The organism is Planotetraspora phitsanulokensis (assembly GCF_016863295.1).
GTDB lineage: Bacteria > Actinomycetota > Actinomycetes > Streptosporangiales > Streptosporangiaceae > Planotetraspora > Planotetraspora phitsanulokensis.
The window spans coordinates 226,403-246,946 of record NZ_BOOP01000003.1 but is presented as its reverse complement, the minus strand read 5'-3'; the positions used below and the strand labels follow the sequence as shown (position 1 = coordinate 246,946).

22 protein-coding genes and 1 riboswitch are annotated in these 20,544 nt (G+C 69.7%); of the genes, 13 read left to right on the top strand and 9 right to left on the bottom strand.

Translation table 11 applies throughout. The features are described 5' to 3' along the window. Positions 1-48 precede the first annotated feature (48 nt). Positions 49-411 carry an STAS domain-containing protein gene (locus tag Pph01_RS04000; RefSeq protein WP_204071536.1) on the top strand — a complete coding sequence of 121 codons (363 nt, stop codon included), beginning with the start codon at positions 49-51 and terminating at the stop codon, positions 409-411. On the opposite strand, the gene Pph01_RS03995 is transcribed toward Pph01_RS04000, so the two are convergent. Then, a complete protein-coding gene (locus tag Pph01_RS03995) occupies positions 325-1,302 on the bottom strand; it encodes a sigma-70 family RNA polymerase sigma factor (RefSeq protein WP_239116420.1) in 978 nt (325 codons plus the stop codon). The two genes, Pph01_RS04000 and Pph01_RS03995, sit on opposite strands and share 87 nt — an antisense overlap. Positions 1,303-1,537: 235 nt before the next feature. On the opposite strand from Pph01_RS03995, the gene Pph01_RS03990 reads away from it, so the two are divergent. The 5 genes from Pph01_RS03990 to Pph01_RS03970 all read left to right on the top strand — a co-directional run bounded on the left by Pph01_RS03990 (position 1,538) and on the right by Pph01_RS03970 (position 6,469). Next, on the top strand, positions 1,538-2,365 hold the full coding sequence (locus Pph01_RS03990; RefSeq protein WP_204071535.1) for an alpha/beta fold hydrolase: 828 nt from the start codon (positions 1,538-1,540) through the stop codon (positions 2,363-2,365). Positions 2,366-2,488: 123 nt separating this feature from the next. Beyond that, positions 2,489-2,671: riboswitch (cobalamin riboswitch) on the top strand. 168 nt (positions 2,672-2,839) lie between these two features. Then, positions 2,840-3,880 carry an ABC transporter substrate-binding protein gene (locus tag Pph01_RS03985; protein ID WP_204071534.1) on the top strand — a complete coding sequence of 347 codons (1,041 nt, stop codon included), beginning with the start codon at positions 2,840-2,842 and terminating at the stop codon, positions 3,878-3,880. Continuing rightward, positions 3,877-4,953 carry a FecCD family ABC transporter permease gene (locus Pph01_RS03980; RefSeq protein WP_204071533.1) on the top strand — a complete coding sequence of 359 codons (1,077 nt, stop codon included), beginning with the start codon at positions 3,877-3,879 and terminating at the stop codon, positions 4,951-4,953. Before Pph01_RS03985 ends, Pph01_RS03980 begins: the two co-directional genes overlap by 4 nt. Next, entirely contained in the window at positions 4,950-5,777 is an 828-nt protein-coding gene (locus Pph01_RS03975) for an ABC transporter ATP-binding protein (RefSeq protein ID WP_204071532.1), read from the top strand. The genes Pph01_RS03980 and Pph01_RS03975 overlap by 4 nt, the downstream gene beginning before the upstream one ends. Further along, positions 5,774-6,469, top strand: coding sequence for a (2Fe-2S)-binding protein (locus Pph01_RS03970; RefSeq protein WP_204071531.1), 696 nt, complete (start codon positions 5,774-5,776; stop codon positions 6,467-6,469). Before Pph01_RS03975 ends, Pph01_RS03970 begins: the two co-directional genes overlap by 4 nt. A gap of 26 nt (positions 6,470-6,495) precedes the next feature. On the opposite strand, the gene Pph01_RS43240 is transcribed toward Pph01_RS03970, so the two are convergent. Further along, complete coding sequence (locus Pph01_RS43240) at positions 6,496-7,110, bottom strand: TetR/AcrR family transcriptional regulator (RefSeq protein ID WP_204071530.1); 615 nt, start codon at positions 7,108-7,110, stop codon at positions 6,496-6,498. A 138-nt stretch (positions 7,111-7,248) separates the two neighbouring features. On the opposite strand from Pph01_RS43240, the gene Pph01_RS03960 reads away from it, so the two are divergent. Continuing rightward, on the top strand, positions 7,249-7,875 hold the full coding sequence (locus Pph01_RS03960) for an LUD domain-containing protein (protein WP_204071529.1): 627 nt from the start codon (positions 7,249-7,251) through the stop codon (positions 7,873-7,875). A 139-nt stretch (positions 7,876-8,014) separates the two neighbouring features. On the opposite strand, the gene Pph01_RS03955 is transcribed toward Pph01_RS03960, so the two are convergent. Then, complete coding sequence (locus Pph01_RS03955; protein WP_204071528.1) at positions 8,015-8,782, bottom strand: ABC-2 transporter permease; 768 nt, start codon at positions 8,780-8,782, stop codon at positions 8,015-8,017. Further along, positions 8,779-9,690, bottom strand: a complete 912-nt coding sequence (locus tag Pph01_RS03950; protein ID WP_204071527.1) for an ABC transporter ATP-binding protein — start codon at positions 9,688-9,690, stop codon at positions 8,779-8,781. Before Pph01_RS03950 ends, Pph01_RS03955 begins: the two co-directional genes overlap by 4 nt. A gap of 95 nt (positions 9,691-9,785) precedes the next feature. Between Pph01_RS03950 and Pph01_RS03945 the strand changes: the two genes are divergently transcribed. The 6 genes from Pph01_RS03945 (at position 9,786) to Pph01_RS03920 (ending at position 16,075) form a co-directional block, all read left to right on the top strand. Continuing rightward, entirely contained in the window at positions 9,786-11,003 is a 1,218-nt protein-coding gene (locus Pph01_RS03945; RefSeq protein WP_204071526.1) for a sensor histidine kinase, read from the top strand. A 1-nt stretch (position 11,004) separates the two neighbouring features. Continuing rightward, positions 11,005-11,649, top strand: coding sequence for a response regulator (locus Pph01_RS03940; protein WP_204071525.1), 645 nt, complete (start codon positions 11,005-11,007; stop codon positions 11,647-11,649). A 244-nt stretch (positions 11,650-11,893) separates the two neighbouring features. Continuing rightward, the gene (locus Pph01_RS03935; protein WP_204071524.1) at positions 11,894-12,937 is read left to right on the top strand and encodes an amidohydrolase family protein; all 1,044 of its coding nucleotides are present in this window, start codon (positions 11,894-11,896) and stop codon (positions 12,935-12,937) included. A gap of 50 nt (positions 12,938-12,987) precedes the next feature. Beyond that, the gene (locus Pph01_RS03930; RefSeq protein WP_204071523.1) at positions 12,988-13,272 is read left to right on the top strand and encodes a NifU family protein; all 285 of its coding nucleotides are present in this window, start codon (positions 12,988-12,990) and stop codon (positions 13,270-13,272) included. Between the two features lie 215 nt (positions 13,273-13,487). After that, positions 13,488-14,996: a serine hydrolase domain-containing protein gene (locus Pph01_RS03925; protein ID WP_204071522.1), complete on the top strand. Its 1,509-nt coding sequence runs from the start codon at positions 13,488-13,490 to the stop codon at positions 14,994-14,996. Between the two features lie 227 nt (positions 14,997-15,223). Then, complete coding sequence (locus tag Pph01_RS03920; protein WP_204071521.1) at positions 15,224-16,075, top strand: hypothetical protein; 852 nt, start codon at positions 15,224-15,226, stop codon at positions 16,073-16,075. A 53-nt stretch (positions 16,076-16,128) separates the two neighbouring features. On the opposite strand, the gene Pph01_RS03915 is transcribed toward Pph01_RS03920, so the two are convergent. The 5 genes from Pph01_RS03915 to Pph01_RS03895 form a co-directional block, all read right to left on the bottom strand. Further along, positions 16,129-16,914, bottom strand: a complete 786-nt coding sequence (locus tag Pph01_RS03915; protein ID WP_204071520.1) for a MerR family transcriptional regulator — start codon at positions 16,912-16,914, stop codon at positions 16,129-16,131. Positions 16,915-16,957: 43 nt separating this feature from the next. Further along, entirely contained in the window at positions 16,958-17,719 is a 762-nt protein-coding gene (locus Pph01_RS03910; RefSeq protein ID WP_204071519.1) for an ABC transporter permease, read from the bottom strand. Positions 17,720-17,728: 9 nt separating this feature from the next. Next, positions 17,729-18,568, bottom strand: coding sequence for an ABC transporter ATP-binding protein (locus Pph01_RS03905; RefSeq protein ID WP_204071518.1), 840 nt, complete (start codon positions 18,566-18,568; stop codon positions 17,729-17,731). Between the two features lie 205 nt (positions 18,569-18,773). After that, entirely contained in the window at positions 18,774-19,697 is a 924-nt protein-coding gene (locus tag Pph01_RS03900; protein WP_204071517.1) for a LysR family transcriptional regulator, read from the bottom strand. A gap of 91 nt (positions 19,698-19,788) precedes the next feature. After that, the gene (locus tag Pph01_RS03895; protein ID WP_204071516.1) at positions 19,789-20,514 is read right to left on the bottom strand and encodes an alpha/beta hydrolase family protein; all 726 of its coding nucleotides are present in this window, start codon (positions 20,512-20,514) and stop codon (positions 19,789-19,791) included. Positions 20,515-20,544: the final 30 nt, after the last annotated feature.

Here is a 20,544-nt window from a genome sequence, read left to right as displayed (position 1 = left end):
TCGTCGGCGCCGGCGATGAGTTTCCGCGATGCCGCCGGTCCTATTCATATGACGGCCTCCGCGACCTCATTCACCATCGGCGCGACGCTCACGCGCGCGGACATCCCCGTCCTGTGCGCCGACCTCGCCGAACTGGTGCGCGGCCGCAGTGGCGGCGGCGTCGTGGTCTGCGACGTGGCCGACGTGGTCCGTCCCGACGTGGTGACGGTCGAGGCGCTGGCCAGGTTGCGCCTGACCGCGCGTCGGCACGGCTGGAATCTGACGGTCACCGGCGCCTGCCCGGACCTGCTCGAGCTCGTACGCCTGCTCGGGCTGACCGACGTGCTAATCCAGGCGGGCCGGCAGCCCGAACAGCGGGAAGAGGCGGGCGGTGTCGAGGAAGTTGTTGACGGCCGCGATCCGCCCCGCTGAGATCTCCAGCACGGTCAGACCCCACGGGTCGTGACCGGAGCCACTGGTGCTGGGCCGGTACTGCCCGAACGCCGGCATGCCGTTGGCCGTCACCGGCACCAGGCGCGAGCCGCGGCAGCCGCTGCCCGTACCGGCCATCCAGGCGACGATGTCGTCGTGGCCGCGCAGCCACAGCGGCAACGGCGGCATCGACAACGTCGCGTCGTCATGCAGCAGCGTCGTCAGCGCCTCGAGGTCGTAGTCCTCGAACGCCTTCACATAACGCGTCAGCAGTGCCTTCTGCTCGTCGTCCAACGGCCTGTGGACGTCGGCGGCGGTGTCGGCGGTGGCGATGGTGGCCCGGGCCCGCTGGAGGGCGCTGTTGACGCCGGGCACCGAGGTGTCGAGCAGGTCGGCGACCTCCTGGGCCGACCAGGCCAGCACCTCCCGCAGGATCAGCACGGCCCGCTGCCGCGGCGGCAGGTGCTGCAGCGCGGCGACGAACGCCAGCCGGATCGACTCGCGTTCGGCGACCACGTTCGCCGGGTCGGCCACCTCGGGCAGCACCCGGCCGTCCGGCACCGGGCCCACCCAGATCTGGTCGGGACGCGGCTCGCCCGGGTCGGCGGCGCGGCCGGACCCGGCCGGCCCGAGGTCCATGGGCCGGACCCGCAGCTGAGCGCTGGAGAGCATGTTCAGGCAGACGTTGGTCGCGATCCGGTACAGCCAGGACCGCAGCGTCGAGCGTCCTTCGAACCGGTCGAACCCGCGCCACGCGCGCACCAGGGTGTCCTGTACGGCGTCTTCGGCCTCGAAGGCGGACCCCAGCATCCGGTAGCAGTAGCCCGTCAGCTCAGGCCGGTACGCCTCCAGCCGCGACTCGATCGGTGCATTGGCCGCCACATCGTCCACACTGACGAACCTAGCGGGCGACTACGACGTTTTCGGGGGCGAAGCGGCATCCTCCCCGACATCGGGCCGGGGGCGTCCACGCCAGTCACCATCGGCGGCCGAACTGCACCAGGTGCTCGTGACGTGGATGCTTACGAGCGTGCGGAAAAGTCGTTCCGCCGAGAGCGATGAGTTTCCGGGACTCGCCCGGTCTACAGACGCGTCGAACCGAACAGGACGTACGCAAGGAGTGATCATGTCCACGGAATGGACCGCTGACAGCGCCGGCTCAGGTCAGTACGCCGACGTCAACGGAATCAACCTGTACTACGAGACGCACGGGGCGGGATCCCCGCTGATCCTGCTGCACGGAGGCCTCGGCTCGGGTGAGATGTTCGGGCCGATCATTCCGGCCCTGGCCGACCACCACCAGGTCGTCCTCGTCGACCTGCAGGGGCACGGCCGGACCGCCGACATCGACCGGCCGCTCGACGTCCGGCTGATGGGCGATGACGTCGCCGCGCTCATCGACCACCTCGGCCTGGAGAAGCCCGCCGTGGTCGGCTACTCCCTCGGCGGCGGGGTGGCGCTGCAGGTGGCGATCAGGCACCCGGAGAAGGTGGGCCGCCTGGTCGCGGCGTCGGCGAACGTCAGCCGTGACGCCATCTACCCGGAGATGCTCCAGCAGCAGGGCCAGGTGAGCGCGGCGGCCGCCGAGTTCATGAAGGACACCCCGATGTACGAGCTCTACCAGCGGGTGGCCCCCCATCCCGAGCACTTCCCGAAGCTGCTCGACAAGATCGGTGAGGCGATGGCGCAGGACTTCGACTTCTCCGAGGAGGTGCGCGGCCTGAGGATGCCGACGCTGGTGGTCGCCGCCGACGCCGACATGGCACCCCCGAGCCACTACGTCGAGGTCTTCAAACTCCTCGACGGCGGCCTGCGCGACGGCGGCTGGCAGGGCGAGGCCCGGCCCAAGGGCGGTCACGCACTGGCGATCCTGCCCGGTCTCACGCATTACGACCTCTTCCTGTCCCCGCTCTTCGCAGCGGTCACCCTCGCCTTCCTCGACCAGGAGAGCTGAGCCGGGTACGCCCCGGCGGCCTTTCGCAACGGCCGCCGGGCGGCTCTCCGCCCACCGCTCGCTCACCCGAAGGCAGGGCAGGCGAGCGACGGCCACTCATGACGTCTTTGTGAGGTATGTGTCTTATGCGAAAATGATCCGCGTAGGCGACGGCGGAACGAGGAAGCCGGTGTGAATCCGGCGCGGTCCCGCCACTGTGATCGGCGAGCGGACCCCGACGATGCCACTGCCCGGATTGCCGGGTGGGAAGGCCGGGGCGAGCCTCGACCCGAGAGCCAGGAGACTCACGCGGTCGCCTCCTCAGGGAATTGGGGCGGATCTCCCCAAGAGAGGACGGGTGGGCCGCGTGCCGGTCGTCAGGGATCGCACGCCTTCGCGCTGCGTGTGCCCGCTCTCTCAGGGTGGTTCGTCTCCCGCTCGCCGTGGTCGCCGTCGAGGAACGGTGGTCCGCGGCCCGTCGTCAGGAGACCATCGATGAACCTTCCCCACCGGGTGAGCGGCGACGGCCGCGCCGCCCAGGCGTTCCGCCCTCTCCGGTCGCTCTCGCTGATCGCGACGGCCGTACTGCTGCTCGCGGGCTGTGGAGCGGGGCAGAGCTCGCCGTCAGCGGCCGGTCCCTCGCCGGCGAGTGGATCGGTCGCGGGCTTCCCCGTGACCGTGACCGACTGCGGTGTGACGACCACCTACCAGGAGCCGCCACGGCGTGCGGTGTCGCTCAACCAGCACGCCACCGAGATCATGCTCGCTCTCGGACTGGAGAAGTCGATGGTCGGCACGGCCTACCTGGACGACTCGATCCTGCCCGAGTACAAGACGGCGTACGACGGCGTCAAGGTGCTGGCCGAGGAGTACCCGTCGTACGAGTCGCTGCTGTCGGCGGAGCCCGACTTCGTGTACGGCGGGTTCGCCAGCGCCTTCGATGAGAAGGAGGGACGCGGCCGGGACGCTTTCGCGAAGGCCGGCGTGAACACCTACCTCAACATCGAGGGGTGCACCGAGGGCCCGGTGACCACGGCCCGGGTCGACGAGGAGGTCCGGGCCATCGGAAGGATCTTCGGCGTCTCCGACCGCGCCGAACGCCGGATCGCGGCGATGCACGAGGTCCTGGACGGGGTGAAGGCGAAGATCGACTTAGTCGAGCCGGTCAAGGTGTTCGTCTACGACAGCGGCGACAAGACGGCCTTCACCGCGGGCGGCGCCGGGATCGGGAACGAGATGATCAAGCTGGCGGGAGGGACGAACGTGTTCGCCGACCTCGACAAGGCGTTCGGGGACGTCTCCTTCGAGCAGGTGGCGGAGCGCGCACCCGACGCGATCGTCATCTACGACTACGGCGACGAGTCCGTCGAGCAGAAGAAGGCGTTCCTGCTGGCCAGCCCGGCGCTCAAGGACGTGCCCGCGATCAGGAACCGCCGGTTCGCGGTGCTGCCGCTGTCGTCGACGGTGCTGGGAGTCCGGGTGCCGGCAGGCGTTCGGTCGCTGGCTCAGCAGCTGCACCCGGACCGCTTCGCGTGACCGGAACGACCGACGTACGGCCGGAAGCCGCGCCGGCCGTCGCCGGGCGCGGGCGGCTGCCGTACGTGCCCGTTCTGGTGCTGCTCGCTCTCCTGGTCGTGGCAGCGGCCACGGCCGGGATCGCGTTCGGCTCCGTCCCGCTGCCGCCCGGCCAGGTCTGGGGCATCCTGCTGCACCGGCTCGTGCCGTCCCTGGTCGATCCGACGTGGCCGCCGGTCAGGGAGACGATCGTGATGGACGTGCGCCTGCCCAGGGTTCTGCTGGGCGGCGTCGTCGGCGCGGGGTTGTCGGTCTGCGGGATGGCCCTGCAGGCTCTGGTCCGCAACCCCCTGGCCGACCCGATGTTGCTGGGAGTCTCGTCGGGGGCGACGGTCGGAGCCGTACTCGTCATGGTGCTCGGCCTGTCGGCGTTCGGGGCGTTCTCGCTTCCCGTCGCCGCCTTCGCGGGGGCTCTCGTGGCCCTGCTGCTCGTCTACTTCCTCGCCCGCACCGGCGGGCGGATGACCACGGTCAGGCTGGTCCTGTCCGGAGTCGCCACGGGGGAGGTGCTGTCGGCGATCGCGAGCTATCTCATCGTCACCTCCGGCGATCCCCGCAAGACCGAGTCGGCGCTCAGATGGATGCTCGGCGGCCTCGCCGGCACCACCTGGGACCTGGTGTGGATTCCCGCGGGGGCGGTCCTGCTGGGGACGGCCTCGCTGCTCGCCGTGAGCCGGCCGCTCAACCTGCTGCTGGCGGGAGAGGAGGCCGCCGCGTCCCTGGGCCTGAACGTCCACCGCTTCCGCGCGGCGCTGTTCGTGCTCGTCGCCCTCGTCATCGGGGCGATCGTGGCCGTCAGCGGCTCGATCGGGTTCGTCGGGCTCATGATGCCGCACGTGGTGCGCCTCCTGGTCGGGGCGGACCACCGCCGCGCGCTCCCGGCGGTCGCGTTGCTGGGCGCCGCCTTCCTGATCGCCGCCGACCTCGCCGCCCGCAGCGTCATCGCACCCGAGGAGATCCCGATCGGCATCCTGACCGCCCTGGTCGGAGGACCCTGCTTCCTCTGGCTGATGCGCCGGAGGGCGGCCCGTTGACCACCGCCGGCGCGCCCGCGCGCCTGCGGGCCGAGAAGGTCAGCGTCGTGGCCGGCGGCCGCGCGCTGGTGCACGACGTCACCTTCCATGTCGAACCCGGCGAGGTCCTCGCACTCGTCGGGCCCAACGGGGCGGGCAAGTCCACCCTGTTGCGCACCGTCTACCGCGCCCTGCGGCCGACGTCCGGACGCGTGCTGCTCGACGACGAGGACGTCTGGCGCATGCCGGGCAGGCACGTGGCGCGGCGGCTGGCCGCCGTCCTGCAGGAGACACCCGGCGAGTTCGACCTGACGGTGTACGACGTGACCGCCATGGGCCGGACTCCCTACAAGCGGGCCTTCCAGGGCGACGACGCCGAGGACAGGCGCATCATCATGGACGCCCTGGCGTCCCTGGACGTCGCCGATCTCGCCGAGGCCCCGTTCGACCGGCTGTCCGGGGGAGAGAAGCAGCGTGTGCTGATCGCCCGTGCCCTGGCGCAGCGGACCGGAACCATGGTGCTGGACGAGCCGACCAACCACCTCGATCTGCGCCATCAGCTCGACGCGCTCCGGCAGGTGCGACGGCTCGGCGTGACGGCGATCATCGCGCTGCACGACCTGAACCTGGCCGCGGCGTTCAGCGATCGGATCTGCGTGCTGGACGCCGGCCGTGTCGTCGCGACCGGCCCGCCCGCGACGGTGCTCACTCCCGCGCTGCTGGAGGAGGTCTACCGGGTGGCCGCGGACGTGACCAGCGACCCCCGCACGGGGATCCCGCAGATCAGCGTCATGCCGTTCGGCCGGTCCGCCCTGCCGGACGCGGACGAGGGGACGCCGAGGTGACGCCACTGCCGCCCGCGCCCCGCGCGACCGTCGCCGCCGCACTGACCGACATCGCCGCCCTGGGATCCTTCTTCTCGGTCGCCGCGGGTGAGACCGGTGGCGCGTGGCGGCCTGTCACCGACGCCTACGCGGAAGGGCTGGCGCATCTGGTGTCGGAGCGCACGGCCCGCTACGGCACACGCGAGCCGCGGATCGCCGCCTCCATCGTCCAACTCGGCCACGCCGCCCGCCTGTGGTCTCCCGTGCTCGGCTGCCTGGTCCTGCACGGCGTACTCCTCGACCTCGGCGATCTCCAGCAGGAGGCGGACGGGCCGGGACTGAGGTTGCCGGAACCTCGCGGATGGACGGCGCCCCCTGGTGAGGCGCCGATCTCGGAGATCTACCGACTGGTCATGACCGAGCATCTGGCGCGGCTCGCCGCCGGGTTGCGCGTCAAGGTCGCCCCCAGGCTCCTGTACGGCAACGCGGCGTCCGCCCTGGCGGAGGCGGCACGTGAGATCCTCCGTGCCCGTCCCGTCCGGGGACGCGACGCCGGCCCGCTGGCGAGGAGCCTGCTCGACACCGGGGATCTGCGCGGCACCGGCGTCGTCACGGGACCGGACCTCAGGTTCCGGCGCCGCAGTTGCTGCCTGTACTACCGCGTGCCCGGTGCCCGGAAATGCGGGGACTGCGCCCTGGACCGGGCTCGCTGAGCCGATGCCCGTCGCCGTCGGGGCCGTCAGGGCCGGCAGACGCGTCGTACGAGGTCTTGCCAGCTGTCGCTGAGCTGCTGTTCGAAGCGCTGGGGCGACTGGGTGAGGGTGGCGGCCGACAGGTAGAGCAGCAGGGGGCCGTCGAGGGCGGCGGTGAGCTGGATGGCGAGGAGGTCCAGGTCGGCCGGGCCGAGGTCGATCTGACCGAGAAGCATCCGGATGTGGGTGTGCGACAGCGGCGACTGGGATCCGGCGGGGATGGGCTGGCGTCCGTCGAGAGCGGCCCGGGCGATTACCTGGTGCTCCATGAGGAAGCGCACCCGGGCCTGACCGTAGGCGACCAGCCGGTCCAGCGGCGGGGCGCTCGGACCCAGCGGGGGCGGGCCGCAGAGCACCTGCTCCTGGAAGGCGCGTTCGCCGTCGTCCAGGAGAGCCCCGAAGATTCCGGCGCGGGTGCCGAAGCGGCGGAACACGGTGCCCTTGCCGAGCCCTGAGCGTTCGGCGAGGGCGTCCATGGTGAGCCGGTCCGGGCCGAGTTCGGCGAGCATCTCGCGGGCGGTGGCGATCAGGTGCTGCCGGTTGCGTGCGGCGTCGGCGCGTTCCGGGCGCGGTGCTCCCCACGACACGTCGGGCTGTTTCACGCATCCCACCCTATCGTCGGCCAGTTAAACGGGGTAAAGTCCGCTTACGCCGTTCGCGGCTCGGCGCCTCTTGCGTGGAGCAGGGGCGCCGACATCCCGGCCGTCTGTGGCCGCGGTATCGCTGACAAGGAGAAACTCATGACCACGATTGACACCTCGGAGCGCTTCACGACGCTGCCCGACGATGCGACGCTCTCGGCGACGGTGGTCGCGCTGGAAGAGCACGGGTTCAGCGTGGAGGTCGTCGACGATCTCGACGCCGCCCGGCGTGCGGCGTTGGCACGCATCCCGCACGGCTCGTCCGTGATGACCAACACCTCGGTGACGCTGAAGGAGGTCGGCATCGAGGACGCGGTCAACGCCGACGGTCCGTACGAGTCGGCGCGCAACAAGATGATGGCGCTGGACTTCCAGACCCAGGCGCAGGAGATGAAGGTGATCGCCGGCCAGGCCGATTACGCCCTGGGCAGTGTGCACGCCGTCACGCGTGACGGAACGCTCGCCATCGCGTCGCTCTCCGGCAGCCAGCTCGCGGCTTACGCGTGGGGCGCCGCCAACGTGATCTTCGTCGTGGGAGCGCAGAAGCTGGTCCCCACGCTGGAGGCCGCTCACGAGCGGATCCACCTGCACAGCCTGAAGCTGGAGGACGCCCGGGCGCAGGCCGTCTACGGCCAGCACAGCAGCATCGGCAAGATCCTCGAGATCCACCAGGAACAGCCCGGCCGCATCCACATCATCCTGATCCGGCAGGTTGTCGGCTTCTGACCGGATCTCGGGGACGACAGTCTCGGGACACCGCCGGCGTCATCGGCACGAGGTCCCCGTCGCTGTGCCGGGTGAGGTCGCGGTCGCCGTTCGCGCGACCGCGACCTCGCCCGGGCCTCGCACCGGCCGCGTGCCGAGGTCAGGCGTCCCGGCGGCGCAGGACGAGGAAGCCGCCGACGAGGGCAATGGAGGCCCAGAGTGCGAGGAGGCCGAGTCCGGTCCACGGGCCGTAGTCGCGGGCCCAGCGCGGGTCCCCCTGCGGTCCGGCGAGATGCATGACGACCATGCCGACCTGGTCCGGCAGGTACTGGGTGACCGTCCTGAGGCCCGGGATGTTGCCGAGCCCCTGCGACCCGAGGAAGAACACGGGCAGCAGGATCGCCAGGGTGAGTGTGGTGTTGCGCAACATCGCCGCGACTCCCATGGCGAACACGCAGATCAGCGTCAGGTTGAGGCAGGCGCCGACGGCGGCCGCCGCCACGTCCGAGTCGAGGGATGTCCCGTACGGGCCCAGCCCCGCCTGTGCCGAGAAGAAGGTGGCCGGCACGGTCAGGAGCGAGACGCAGAAGGCGGGAAGTGCGCAGGCGAGCACCTTGCCGGCGAAGTACAGGCCGCGCCGGGGCACCGCGGTGAGCGAGGCGCGAATCGTTCCCGAGCTGTACTCGGCGCCGACGACGAGCACGCCGAACACCACAAGGGGGAGCTGGCCCAGCGTGAGGCTGTAGAAGGTCGCGAAGAGCGGGTCGAAGTTCTCCCGGCGCGTGGCACCGCGGAAGCTCGCCCCGACGAGGTAGGCGAGGCCGGCGCAGACCAGCAGGGTCAACAGCAACGTCCAGGCCGTCGACCGCACAGTCCGGATCTTGGTCAGCTCGGACACGAAGGCCGGTCTCAGGGACGTGACGATCACCGCCGCCCTCCCGCACGATGGTCCACGACATCCTCGGTGAGCCGCATGAACGCCTCCTCCAGCGAGACCGGTTGTGCGCTGGCCTCGTGGACCGCCAGCCCGGCCGCGGCGGCCAGTTCGCCGATCTTCCCGGTCTCCGTCCCGTACACCTCCAGAGCGCCGTCGGGCGCCTCCCGGACGCGGATTCCGCTGTGGGTGAGGGCCGTGTGCATGCGTTCCGGCTCGGGCGTGCGGATGCGCACGTACGAGCGCGGGTCGGCCTCGACGAGATCCCGCACAGTGGTGTCGGCCAGCAGCCGGCCACGTCCGATCACGATGAGGTGCTCCGCCGCGAGCGCCGTCTCGCTCATCAGATGACTGGACACGAACACGGTGCGACCCTCCGCGGCCAGTCCCTTCATCAGAGTCCGGATCCAGAGGACGCCTTCGGGGTCGAGCCCGTTGACCGGCTCGTCGAGGAGCAGCACGGGCGGATCCCCGAGCAGGGCCGCCGCGATGCCGAGCCGCTGAGCCATTCCGAGGGAGAAGCCGCCGGCCCGTCTCCCGGCCACGCTCTCCAGCCCGGTCAGCTCCAGGACCTCGCGCACACGAGTGCTGGGGATGCGGTTGCTCTGCGCCAGCCACAGCAGGTGGTCGTGCGCGCTGCGCCCGCCGTGGACGGCATTCGCATCCAGCAGCGCCCCCACCCGCCGCAGAGGTTCGGCCAGGCGCCGATAGCGGCTGCCGTCGATGAGCACCTGGCCCGTGGTGGGGCGGTCCAGGTCCAGCATCATTCGCATGGTGGTGGTCTTGCCGGCGCCGTTGGGCCCGAGGAAGCCGGTCACCCGGCCCGGCCGGACCGTGAAGGACAGGCCGTCGACCGCTACCTTGTCGCCGTACCTCTTGCTGAGGTTCCGTACTTCGATCACCTGGGCCACGCTAGTAACCGGGCAGGTCGCGGGCAGTCCTCGAAAGTCGTCGATTGCCGCCGACCAAAGTGGACACGACGGTGGAGGACGTGAGCATGCGCATCGTGCGAGGACACCTTCTCGCCGCGATCGTGGTCGTGGTGGACACCGCGTTGTGGGCGGCCGGGCACCCGGGCGGCGTGCCGATCTGGGGTGTGCCGGCGTACGCGGCGGCGGCCACGGCAGTGGTCGCACTGCGGTATCGGGCGCCGGCCGCCGGCTTCGTGGCCGCGATCACGATGGCCACGCCGGCAGGGGGAGCGTACGCCCTGCTTCTTTGGGCCGCCTACCAGGCAGGACGGCACTCCGCCTCCCGGCGGGGCACGGCCGTGATCGCCGGTGCGGCACTCGGCGGCCTCGCCGTTCAGCTCGCCGTGCGGGCGGCGGACCCGACGTCGTTCTCCCGTATCGTCTCGACGTACGTCGTCTTCGTCGCGCTGCCGTTGCTGGCGGGCCGCTATCTCGCGCAGCACGACCGGATGCTGACGATGCTCGCCCGGCACAACAGGCATCTCCAGATTCAGCGGGAGCTCGTGGCGGAGCGGGAACGGCTGGGCGAGCGGTTGCGGATCGCCCGCGACATGCATGATTCTCTCGGCCACCGGCTGAGCCTGGCGTCGGTGCAGGCGGCCGCCCTCGAGGTCTCGCCGATGCCGACCGAGCAACGGCAGGCCGTCCGGCAGCTGGCGGGAGCCGTACGCGGCGCTATGGACGAGCTGTACGACCTGGTCGGCGCGTTACGTGGCGACGCGGAGACGTCCGGACGTTCACCCGGGGCGGACGCGATCGACGCGCTCGTCGCGGAGTTTCAGGAGGCCGGTGTGCCGGTGACTCTGCGGTGGCAGGGGGAGCCTCACGCCTTGTCGGCGGCGGCCGGGCGTGCCGCCTACCGGGTGGTGGAGGAGGGACTGACCAACGCGGTCAAGCACGCCCCGGAGCGGCCGGTCACTGTGATCGCCGCGTGGGAGGCGGACGCGCTGCTGCTCACGCTCGTCAATCCCCTCCCCGCGATCCCTGAGAGCGCTGCCGGGGGCGGGCACGGCCTGGCCGGGCTGGCCGAGCGGGTCGGATCGGCCGGTGGGCTGCTCGATCACGGCATGTCGGAGGGCCGATTCCGGCTCTTCGCAATGGTCCCCGTGGCCGTCCCCGAAGACCCCGCAGGAGACGATCCCCTTCCCGCGCGCGTGAGAATCCGTACGGTCGCACTCGGCGCCGCCATCGCGGTGCTGATGTTCGTGGCCGTGCCCGCGAGCATGCTGTTGGGGGTGGGATGAGATGATCCGCGTGCTCGTCGCCGACGACGAACCTCTGATCACGGCCGGAATCCGCACCGTGCTGGAATCGGCGGACGACATCGAGGTCGTCGCCGAGGCGGCGAACGGCAGGGCGGCCGTGGACCAGGCGGTCAGACACCGCGTCGACGTGGCGTTGATCGACGTCAACATGCCGATCCTCAACGGGCTGGACGCGATGGAGGAGTTGCGCCTTCAGTTGCCCGCGGCGCGGACCGTCGTGCTCACGGCGTTCGGTGAGGAGGCGAACGTGCTGCGTGCCCTGCAGAACGGCGCGGCCGGGTTCGTCCTCAAGAACTGCGGTCCCGAAGAGTTGATCCGCGCCGTCCGGGCGGCGCACGCCGGTGACGCCTATCTGTCGCCCGGGGTGACCCGGACGGTGCTCGGCATGGTCACGCCCGTGCAGGCCCTGGTCCGGCGGGAGGCGGCGGAGCGGCTCGCCACGCTGACATCCCGCGAATCGGAGGTCGTGAGCCTGGTGGCGGAGGGCATGTCCAACGCCGAGATCGGCCGGCGGCTCCGCATGAGCGAGACGACGATCAAGACCTACGTGAGCCGGATTCTGTCCAAGCTCGGCTGCTCGAACCGCGTTCAGGCCGCACTCCTGGTCCGGGACTCCGGACGATGACGACGCGGCGGAGGGCGCGTGCGTTCGCGGATCATGTCCTGCGCAGAGGGCGGATCTCTCCGGCCGGCTGACGCACGTGGCCGCGGCTGAATCCGGCCTGTCACAACGAAAGTCAGCCGGTCATAACGAAAGTCAGTCGGGCCGCGCGGAATCGCTATTGGATGCCCCGATCTCCGGACTCCTACGTTGGAAAGGCAGCCCGTCCCGTGAGGCGATTCGCCTCAGCACGAAAAGGGAGTCCCCCATGATCGGCGACATGTTCGTCTTCGACTGCGTCTGTCACGTATACGACTTCTCACCCGCGAACCAGCGCAGGGAACTGCGGGAGATGGAGCCGATGCTGTACGGCTGGCGCGTGGCGATGGACTCCATGAAGTACGAGCCGCAGATGGGGCAGTTCGCCGGCGACTTCGACTGGGAGACGAAGTTCACGACCGAGCAGATGTACGAGATGGAGTTCGTCCAGTCGCCGGTCGACATGGCGATGGCCTGCGCGGTCCCGGTGTGGGACTGGTTCCAGGACTCCTTCTCCTCCATCGAGGCACAGCACGCCTTCGCCTCGGCATACCCGGAGAGGGTGTTGCTCTCGGGCGGCGTGGACCCGATCCACCATGGTCTGCACGGAGCGAAGGTCGAGATGATCCGCCAGAAGGAGGAGCTCGGCGCACGCTCGTTCAAGTTCTACAACGGTCACATCGACAAGTCGTGGCGCTGTGACGACCGAGAGCTCGCCTACCCGCTCTACGAGCAGGCGCTGAACCTGGGCGTCGACGTGCTCCAGTTCCACAAGGGCCTCCCGTTCGGGATGTGGGACGTCGACGTCCTGCGGCCGGTCGACCTCCAGAGGCCGGCCCGGGACTTCCCCGACGCGAAGTTCGTGATCCACCACCTCGCGCTGCCGTACTTCGACGAGGTCGTCTCGATCGCGTCCCGGTTCCCGAACGTCTACCTCGCCCTGTCCGGTGTCCTGAGCTTCTACAAGGTCGCGCCGCGCCGGGTGCAGGAGCAGCTGGGGCGCCTTCTCATGGAGGTCGGATCCGACAAGCTGATGTGGGGCTCGGAGGCCGCGATGACGGGTGCGCCGGCTCCGTTCCTCGAGGACTTCGTCAATCTGGAGATCCCGGACGACCTGCGTCAGGGCTACGGATACCCGCAGATCACCCGCTCCGACAAGGAGAAGATCCTCGGCCTCACCATGGCCCGCCTGTTCGACGTCGACGTCGAGGCCAAGAAGGCCGAGCTCAGGGCCCTCGGCGAGCCGGCGTCGCGGGTGAGCGGCGGGATCTGATGGGCGGCGAAGGCGTCGATCGCGACGCGGTCGAGCGTCGGGTCCGATCCGTGGGCCGGATGATGTCCGTCCACCGCGGCGGCGTCGAGCTCGCCGGCGTCGACGACCAGGGCAATGTCGAGGTCAGGTACACCGGCATGTGCACCGGGTGCACCTACCGCCCCGTCTGCTCCGAGGTCACTGTGCGGCCTGCTCTCCTCCAGCTCGAGGGTGTCGTCTCGGTGGAGATCCAGGGCGGCAGGATCGACGAAGGCAATCAGGCCCGCCTCGTGGCGGACCTGGAGAGGTGGCGGCGAGGAAACGACTCGGGCCAGGACTCCAGCGGCAAGTCGTGATCTTCGCGGATCGCGACTTCCCACTGGGTGCCAAACGGGAGAAAAGGGTTCGCAGGTCACCAGGGTGACGCGGTAGGTTGGTGGGCGGCGGTTTCCCGGCCGCCTCTGGGTCCGCGGGCAGAGCTGCAAGCTCACCGGTTTTCGCCAAGCAATTCGACGGCATGTCTTTTCCTGCCCGATGTCGCGGACCCGCGGGCGACGAGGGAAGGACTGCCTTGTCCGATCAGTCGCGTGCGCTCCCCGACCGGCCCAGTCTCCGGTACCTGAAGCTCGAGGCGAAACGCCGCCTCTCCGCGGGGGAGTTCGCAACGCTTCACCAGGCCCAGTTGGCCATCGCCCGCGAGCACGGGCTGCCGAGCTGGGCCGCTCTCAAGGAACACATCGAGGCCGCGGCTCCGGCGAGTCACGCCCTCACGCAGGTGCGGTGGATCATGTCCCGCTTCGCGGCGGCCGGCACCCCGGAATGGGCGCCACCCGGTGAGGAGGAACTGCGCCGGCACTTCGACGACCACTACCTGAGCCTCGTGCCGCCGGACACGCTGACCGGCCTGCTCGGCGCGGTGGCCGAGCGGCTGCGCGAGGACCTCGCCGACGTACGAGCCGAGCCGCTGAGCCTGCGCGCGAGGGCCGCCGACCTGCGCATCGAGGCGGCGACCGAGGCCGGCCCGCCGCACCGGCTGCGCAGTCTGCGGTTGTATCTGCTGGAGACGAAGGTCAAGGACCCCCGTGTGGCGGCACCGGCGACGCGCACCTCCGGTCCGGTGCCCGAGGAGGCCGCCGCGGTGGCCGCGGATTCGTTCGCCGAGCTGGGCCTGGTCGGCCTCATCGTGGCCGGCGCGGCCGATGACGGCTCGGTGTGGGTGACCGCACGCGGCTGGGCGAGCCTGGACGACGATGACGTGCTGCTGCCCGACCACCGGTTTCCCGCGTACTCGGTCACCAAGCTGGTCACCTCGATCGCCGTTCTGCGGCTGGTCGCGGACGGGCGCGTACGGCTCGACGAGCCCGCGAACGCGTACCTGCGCACCATCCGGCTCGCCGACGACGGCGTCACCGTCCGGGAGCTGCTGTCCCATACCGGCGGCGTCGACAGTCCCGCGTCGATGTTCGCCGACCGCGTCCCCGACCTGGCCTCGGTCACCGGGCCGGTCGCGGCGTGCGGCGGGCCGCGTGGCGCGTTCGCCTACGGCAACGGCGGGTACGCGCTGCTCGGGCAGCTGATCGCCGACGTCACCGAATCGCGTTACGAGGAGGCGGCCACCCGCATGGTGCTCGAACCCCTCGGGATGAGCGATTCGTGGTTCCCGCGCAGCGGTCCGGTCACCGGAGCGGCCACCGGCCACCGCCTCACCGACGAGGGCATGTTCGAGCGGGTACCGACGCAGGTCTCGATCCTGCCGGCTGCGGGCGGTCTGTGGACCACGGCGGCCGACCTCGTCCGCTTCGGGCTCGCCTGGTCCTCGCTGCTGCCCGACGCGCTCGTCCGCGAGGCGCTTCGGCCGCAGGCCGAGCGGGACCGCCTCGGCGGCCAGGCGGGCCTCGGCTGGATGCTCATGCTGCCCAAGGACGTCGCCGGGCAGCCCGGCGCCGGCTCGGGCTTCTCCGCGTCCCTGATCATCAGACCGGGGCGCGTCGGTCAGGGCGGCCAGACCTGGGTCGTCCTCACCAACCGGACGGCCCTGGTCGAGCCCGTCAACGAGCGCCTGGCCCTCCCGATCGCCTGAGCGGCCCGCGCGGAGGGCGAGCGCCGTTCGCCCTCCGCTCTGCGGCCGTTTCCTTCGCGCGGGCTACGCGAAGGAAACAGGTGACAATGAGTCAATCGCCGATGTTCATTCAGTGAAATAGGTATTCATGATCTACCTGTATCGGGATGATGCTGATTGGCCATTTATCGGTGGATAGAACTTCCGGTCGCCCTTCGGCGTCGGGCCGGCGCGGAAAGAAGAGGCCCATGAATGCGCAACCGCCGGACGGCCCCTCGAGTCAGGGCGCCGGAGACTGGATCGACGGACGGCTGGCGAGATTCGCGCAATGGGCTCAGCAGAAGTCGGGGCCCGATGACGCCTCCCGGCTGCCGTTCACCACATCCGAGACCGGATCCGAGCTCGAATCATGGTTCGCACTGAGCAGGGCGGTGGCCACCTTCGGGCTCGAGGTCGCCCAGGTACCCGGCGCCGCCTCCGGGGTGCGCATCCTCGAGGCGTTACTGGGAACGGGCGGCGCCCAGGTCGCGATGCTGGCCTCGATCGACCGGAAGGTGACGCTCATTCTCGAGGGTCCCTTCCGGGCCGCTCAGATCCATCTCAAAGAGGCCGGCCGGATCACGTCGTCGGATCCGGACTACAACCGGCATCTTCAGCAGGCTCGTGACAAGTTCATCGACGCGCACGGCCTCGCCGCGTCGATACAGGATCGCGCGGTGGTCGAGATGCATCTGGGGGTGGTCTACCTCCTTCTCGGACGGCGGAGCGACGCATCCCATTGGCTTTCCGCGAGTTACGACTCGGCACGGGCCGTCGTGGACCACTTCGCCGAGACGGCGGGCAACGTCAAGGTTCTTCGCAGCAAATGGAGCACGGCCGCAGCCTCCTACGCCTACGTCGTGGGCGTCGCCGTCTTCGCCAGGAAAATGAAGAAGGTATGGAACGCGCAGCGAGCCCTCGCCGCCATGCGAAGTTTCATTCCGTTCGTCAACTGTGTGGCGGACTCGTATAACGGTGTCTCCAGCAGTGGTTCCGTCGCGGTCCTGCATCTCGAGCAGACCGGCGCGAACAAGTTCGTGCTCCGCGAAACGACGAGATGAGCCCCGACCGCGCCCGACCAGCCTGTATCCAGGTGTGAAACGACGCCCGGCGGTTAGTCGGTCGGTTCCGCCAGCCGGGTCCAACGGCTCCAGCCACGCTCGCGCAACATGTCCAGCAGCCGCTCCGCCCGCGGGTCGGACTCGACGGTAAGTGCGTCCAGAAGGTCGAACGCCAGATCGTCGCGCACCACCTCGCCGCGGTCCATCTCGCCGGAGGTGTACGCCTGCTCGGCCATGCCCACCATGATGTCGACGGCTTCCTCCACCCGCGGGTCGTCGCCCGCGTCGCTTTCCAAGAGCTCCGATTCCAAGAGCTCCGACAGGACCCGATAGAGCCGAACGACTTGCGGATCATCGAGCTGCGCGAGTTTCCAGGGCATGACATCGCGGATGTGATCGGGCCAGCGAGCCGCAACCAGGATCCACCCGTCCCGCTCACCCTCCACCATCCGCTCTGACGCCCCGATCTCCCGAAGCCGGTCGAGATAGAAGATCACCTCCGGCGGGAGCGCCAGACTGTCCCCGGCAGCGAGCTGTGCGATCTGCTTGCGGCTGGTCTCAAGCCGTTCGATCTCGCCGCGCAGGTGGCTGTCGATCCTCTGGACCGCTTCGGCGAAGGTCGACGCGTCGGCTTCGAGCATCAGACCGATCTGAGACAGCGGCACGCCGGCGTTGGCCAGGGTGCGGATCTTGATGAGGGACACGACTGCCGCTGCGCCGTACCGCCGGTAACCCGAGGCATCCCGCTCAGGCTCGGGCAGTAGTCCGATCTGGTGATAGTGCCGCACCGCCCGCACCGTGACGCCGGCATACGCCGCCAGTTGACCGATCGTCAGCATGCTTTGATCCTGCCCTCGACTCGCCTACCCGGTTGACGCCGGCTCAGGAGATCCTTCGACGGTATGCGTTGTTGGCGAAGATATAGGCGACGATGAGGATGCCGACGCACCAGGCGAGGGCGGTCCAGATGTCGGTGCCGACCGGCTGCTGGGCGAACAGGGCGCGGACGGCGTTGACGATGGAGGTGACCGGCTGGTTGTCGGCGAAGGCGCGGACCGGGCCGGGCATGGTGTCGGTGGGCACGAAGGCCGAGCTGATGAACGGCAGGAAGATGAGCGGGTAGGCGAACCCGCCCGCCCCGTCCACGCTCTTCGCGGTCAGGCCGGGGATCACGGCGATCCACGTCAAGGCCAGGGTGAACAGGATGAGGATGCCGGCGACCGCGAGCCAGGCCAGCACTCCGGCGCCCGAGCGGAAGCCCATGAGCAGAGCGACGAGCACGACGACCACGAGCGAGATCGCATTGGCGACCAGCGAGGTCAGCACGTGCGCCCACAGCACCGACGAGCGGGCGATCGGCATGGACTGGAACCGCTCGAAGATGCCGCCCTTCATGTCCAGGAACAGCCGCAACGCGGTGTAGGCGATGCCCGAGGCGATCGTGATGAGCAGAATGCCGGGCAGCAGGTAGTTCACATACGAGACCGACCCGGTGTCGATCGCGCCGCCTAACACGTAGACGAACAGCAGCATCATGGCGATCGGCGTGATCGTGGTCGTGATGATGGTGTCCACGCTGCGCGTGATGTGGCGCAGGGATCGTCCCAGCAGGACGGCGGTGTCGCCCAAGAAATGCGTGGCCATTGTCGTTCCTTACTTCTTGTTCGACGTCGTCTTGTGGTCGTGGCTGCCCTTGTCGGCGTCGCCGTCCTTGCCGCCGGCACCGACGAGCGTGAGGAAGACGTCTTCGAGGGTCGGCTGCTTCTCGACGTATTCGACCTTGGCGGGCGGGAGCAGCTGCTTGAGCTTGGCCAGGGTGCCGTTCACGATGATCCGGCCCTCGTGCAGGATCGCGATCCGGTCGGCGAGCTGTTCGGCCTCGTCCAGGTACTGAGTCGTGAGCAGCACGGTCGTGCCGCCCTCGGCGAGCTCCTTGACGGCCTGCCACACCTCGATGCGCGCCTGGGGGTCGAGCCCGGTCGTCGGCTCGTCGAGGAAGATGACCGGCGGATTCCCGATGAGGCTCATCGCGATGTCGAGGCGGCGGCGCATGCCCCCCGAATACGTCGATACCTTCCGCGCACCCGCCTCGGTCAGCGAGAAACGCTCGAGCAGGTCGTCGGCGATCGTGCCCGGATTCTTGAGGTGCCGTAACCGGGCGACCAGCACGAGGTTCTCCCGACCGCTGAGGATCTCGTCGACGGCGGCGAACTGTCCGGTGAGGCTGATGGACTCCCGTACGTCCGCCGGTTGCGTGGCGACGTCGAAGCCGTTGACGCTGGCGGTCCCCGCGTCGGCCTTGAGCAGTGTGGACAGGATTTTCACGACCGTGGTCTTGCCCGCCCCGTTGGAGCCGAGCAGGGCGAAGATGCTGCCGCGCGCCACGTCGAAGTCCACGCCGCGCAGCACCCGCAGCTCCTTGTACGACTTCTCCAGGCCCTGCACGTGGATCGCAGGTCCCTGGGCCTGATTGGTTGCCGGAGGGATGCTCATGACAGCCAGGATGGAGGGTTGACGCAGCGTCAAGGTCAAGTCCGCAGGGCAGATTCCGTCCGCTCAAATGGAAGCTACGGCCCGACGCCCGACGGTGACCGCGACAGGGCCCTGGCAGCGCTGCCTCTGGACACCCCTTCCCTGGTTCCGCCACCGGCCACGCCGACTGGTCACCAACCGGTGTCTATCCCTTGGAATCACTCATCTAGGCGCTCTGATGCTCGACGGGCCGCAGGTCGTTGGACGGGCCCAGTGCGGCCCGTGCGGCGGCCCGCATTCGGACGACCGCCGGGAACGCGTCCTCGCCCTCGCGCCAGGCGAGGGCGACGGTGGGGCTCTCCACATCGCTGACCGGGACGAATCGAACGGGCCTGCCCCTGTAGTGGCGCTCGACCCACGCGGGTGCGATGCCGACGGCTTCGGCGGCGGCGACGAGCTGAATGAACTTGTCCATCGTCCGCACCCGGTGATGAACCACCGGCGGCGCCACGCGATGGCTCGCCGCGAGCCAGTAGTCGCGGCAGATCTCGTCGGGAGTGTCCGCGCAGACCCAGGGCTCTTCGAGGATTTCGCCGATGGACACGCTCGACCGGTCGCTGAGCGGATGCTCGTCGAAGAGGGTGGCGATCACACCCGGCTGCTCGAGCGGCATGAAGCTCAGATCCTCCTCGTGCATCGGGAGCACGACGAAGGCGACGTCCGTCTCGCCGGCCCGCAGGCCGGCCGACGGTTTGTCGAAGGTGTACTCCACGAACTCGATCCGGCTCCCGGGGGCGACCTGGCGGAACGCCCGGAGCACACGGGAGATGACGTCGACCTGGGTGCCGACGATCAGCCCGACCCGCACGACGGAGTGGACACCCGTCGCCGCGGCCCTGGCGGCGTCGACGGCGTGCTCCAGCTCGAGCAGGGAGGCTCGAACGTGGGGGAGGAACGCCTCGCCTGCCGGGGTCAGGTCGACCCCCTTGGCATGCCGGGAGAACAGCGCCACACCGAGCTCGTCCTCCAGCGCGCGGATCTGCGAGGAGAGCGCCGGTTGCGTCATGAACAGGGACTGAGCGGCGCGGGTGACGTGGCCGTGTTCAGCCACGGCGATGAAGCATTCGAGCTGGTGGATCCGCAGAGTCATCGGGTCACCTCCCACATCTCCCTCAGGGTAGGCGCCGAGATGTGACAGGGGTGTTCCGGATCCGCACGCGGTCGCCGCCCCGGGGCCGCGGTCACACGTGAGAGGAGATCCACTCCACCACGAGCTTCGCGGTGGCCTCTCTGCAGTCGCCGCCGTAGTAGACCTCGAAGAAGTGTCCGGAGCCCTCGATGATCTCCAGGCGCGTCTCGGCGTTGCCGTGCTTCACGAGGGCGTCGTGCATCAGGACCGAGTGGTGCACGGGCGAGTGCATGTCGGCCGTGCCCGCGATCAGGAGCGTCGGGGCCTTGATCCGGTCGGCGTAGTTGATCGCGGCGTAGCGCTCGTACGGCGCCGGGTCGACGTCGGGGTCGGCGCCGCCGAACCGGGCGACCAGGGCGTCGAAGCGGACGGGAGCGTAGGCCCGGGTCGCCCGGACATAGCCGAGGAAGTCGGTGACCGGGTGGATGGCCGCGACGGCCTTCACCCGCGCGTCCTGCGCGGCGGTGCGAAGGCCGACCATGGAGCCCCGCGAGTGACCGGCCATCGCGATCCGGCGGGCATCGACGCTCTCGTGCGCCGCGAGGTGGTCGAGCGCGGCGGCGACGTCCTCGTCGTCGTCGAGCAGGTTCATCCCGCGATAGCGGATGGCCAGGACGGCGAAGCCGGCCCCCAGGAGCGCGTCGCGGATGAACCCGAGACCCGCGATGTCGCGGGTCAGGCCCGGGCAGACGAGCACCGCGGGATGGGCGCCGGAGCCTTCGGGCAGGTGCAGCCGCCCCTCCATCTCGGCGCCGGCGACGTTGATCGTGATGTCCATCGGATTACCTCTCGTGTCAGTGCGGTCCGG

Bases quoted from the DNA above. Each gene is read 5' to 3' on its own strand.
- Pph01_RS03985 (WP_204071534.1), top strand. From the start codon at position 2,840: ATGAACCTTCCCCACCGGGTGAGCGGCGACGGCCGCGCCGCCCAGGCG.
- Pph01_RS03935 (WP_204071524.1), top strand. From the start codon at position 11,894: ATGATCGGCGACATGTTCGTCTTCGACTGCGTCTGTCACGTATACGAC.
- Pph01_RS03915 (WP_204071520.1), bottom strand. From the start codon at position 16,914: ATGCTGACGATCGGTCAACTGGCGGCGTATGCCGGCGTCACGGTGCGG.
- Pph01_RS03900 (WP_204071517.1), bottom strand. From the start codon at position 19,697: ATGACTCTGCGGATCCACCAGCTCGAATGCTTCATCGCCGTGGCTGAA.
- Pph01_RS03990 (WP_204071535.1), top strand. From the start codon at position 1,538: ATGTCCACGGAATGGACCGCTGACAGCGCCGGCTCAGGTCAGTACGCC.
- Pph01_RS03960 (WP_204071529.1), top strand. From the start codon at position 7,249: ATGACCACGATTGACACCTCGGAGCGCTTCACGACGCTGCCCGACGAT.
- Pph01_RS03905 (WP_204071518.1), bottom strand. From the start codon at position 18,568: ATGAGCATCCCTCCGGCAACCAATCAGGCCCAGGGACCTGCGATCCAC.
- Pph01_RS04000 (WP_204071536.1), top strand. From the start codon at position 49: ATGACGGCCTCCGCGACCTCATTCACCATCGGCGCGACGCTCACGCGC.
- Pph01_RS03895 (WP_204071516.1), bottom strand. From the start codon at position 20,514: ATGGACATCACGATCAACGTCGCCGGCGCCGAGATGGAGGGGCGGCTG.
- Pph01_RS03940 (WP_204071525.1), top strand. From the start codon at position 11,005: ATGATCCGCGTGCTCGTCGCCGACGACGAACCTCTGATCACGGCCGGA.
- Pph01_RS03910 (WP_204071519.1), bottom strand. From the start codon at position 17,719: ATGGCCACGCATTTCTTGGGCGACACCGCCGTCCTGCTGGGACGATCC.
- Pph01_RS03920 (WP_204071521.1), top strand. From the start codon at position 15,224: ATGAATGCGCAACCGCCGGACGGCCCCTCGAGTCAGGGCGCCGGAGAC.
- Pph01_RS03945 (WP_204071526.1), top strand. From the start codon at position 9,786: ATGCGCATCGTGCGAGGACACCTTCTCGCCGCGATCGTGGTCGTGGTG.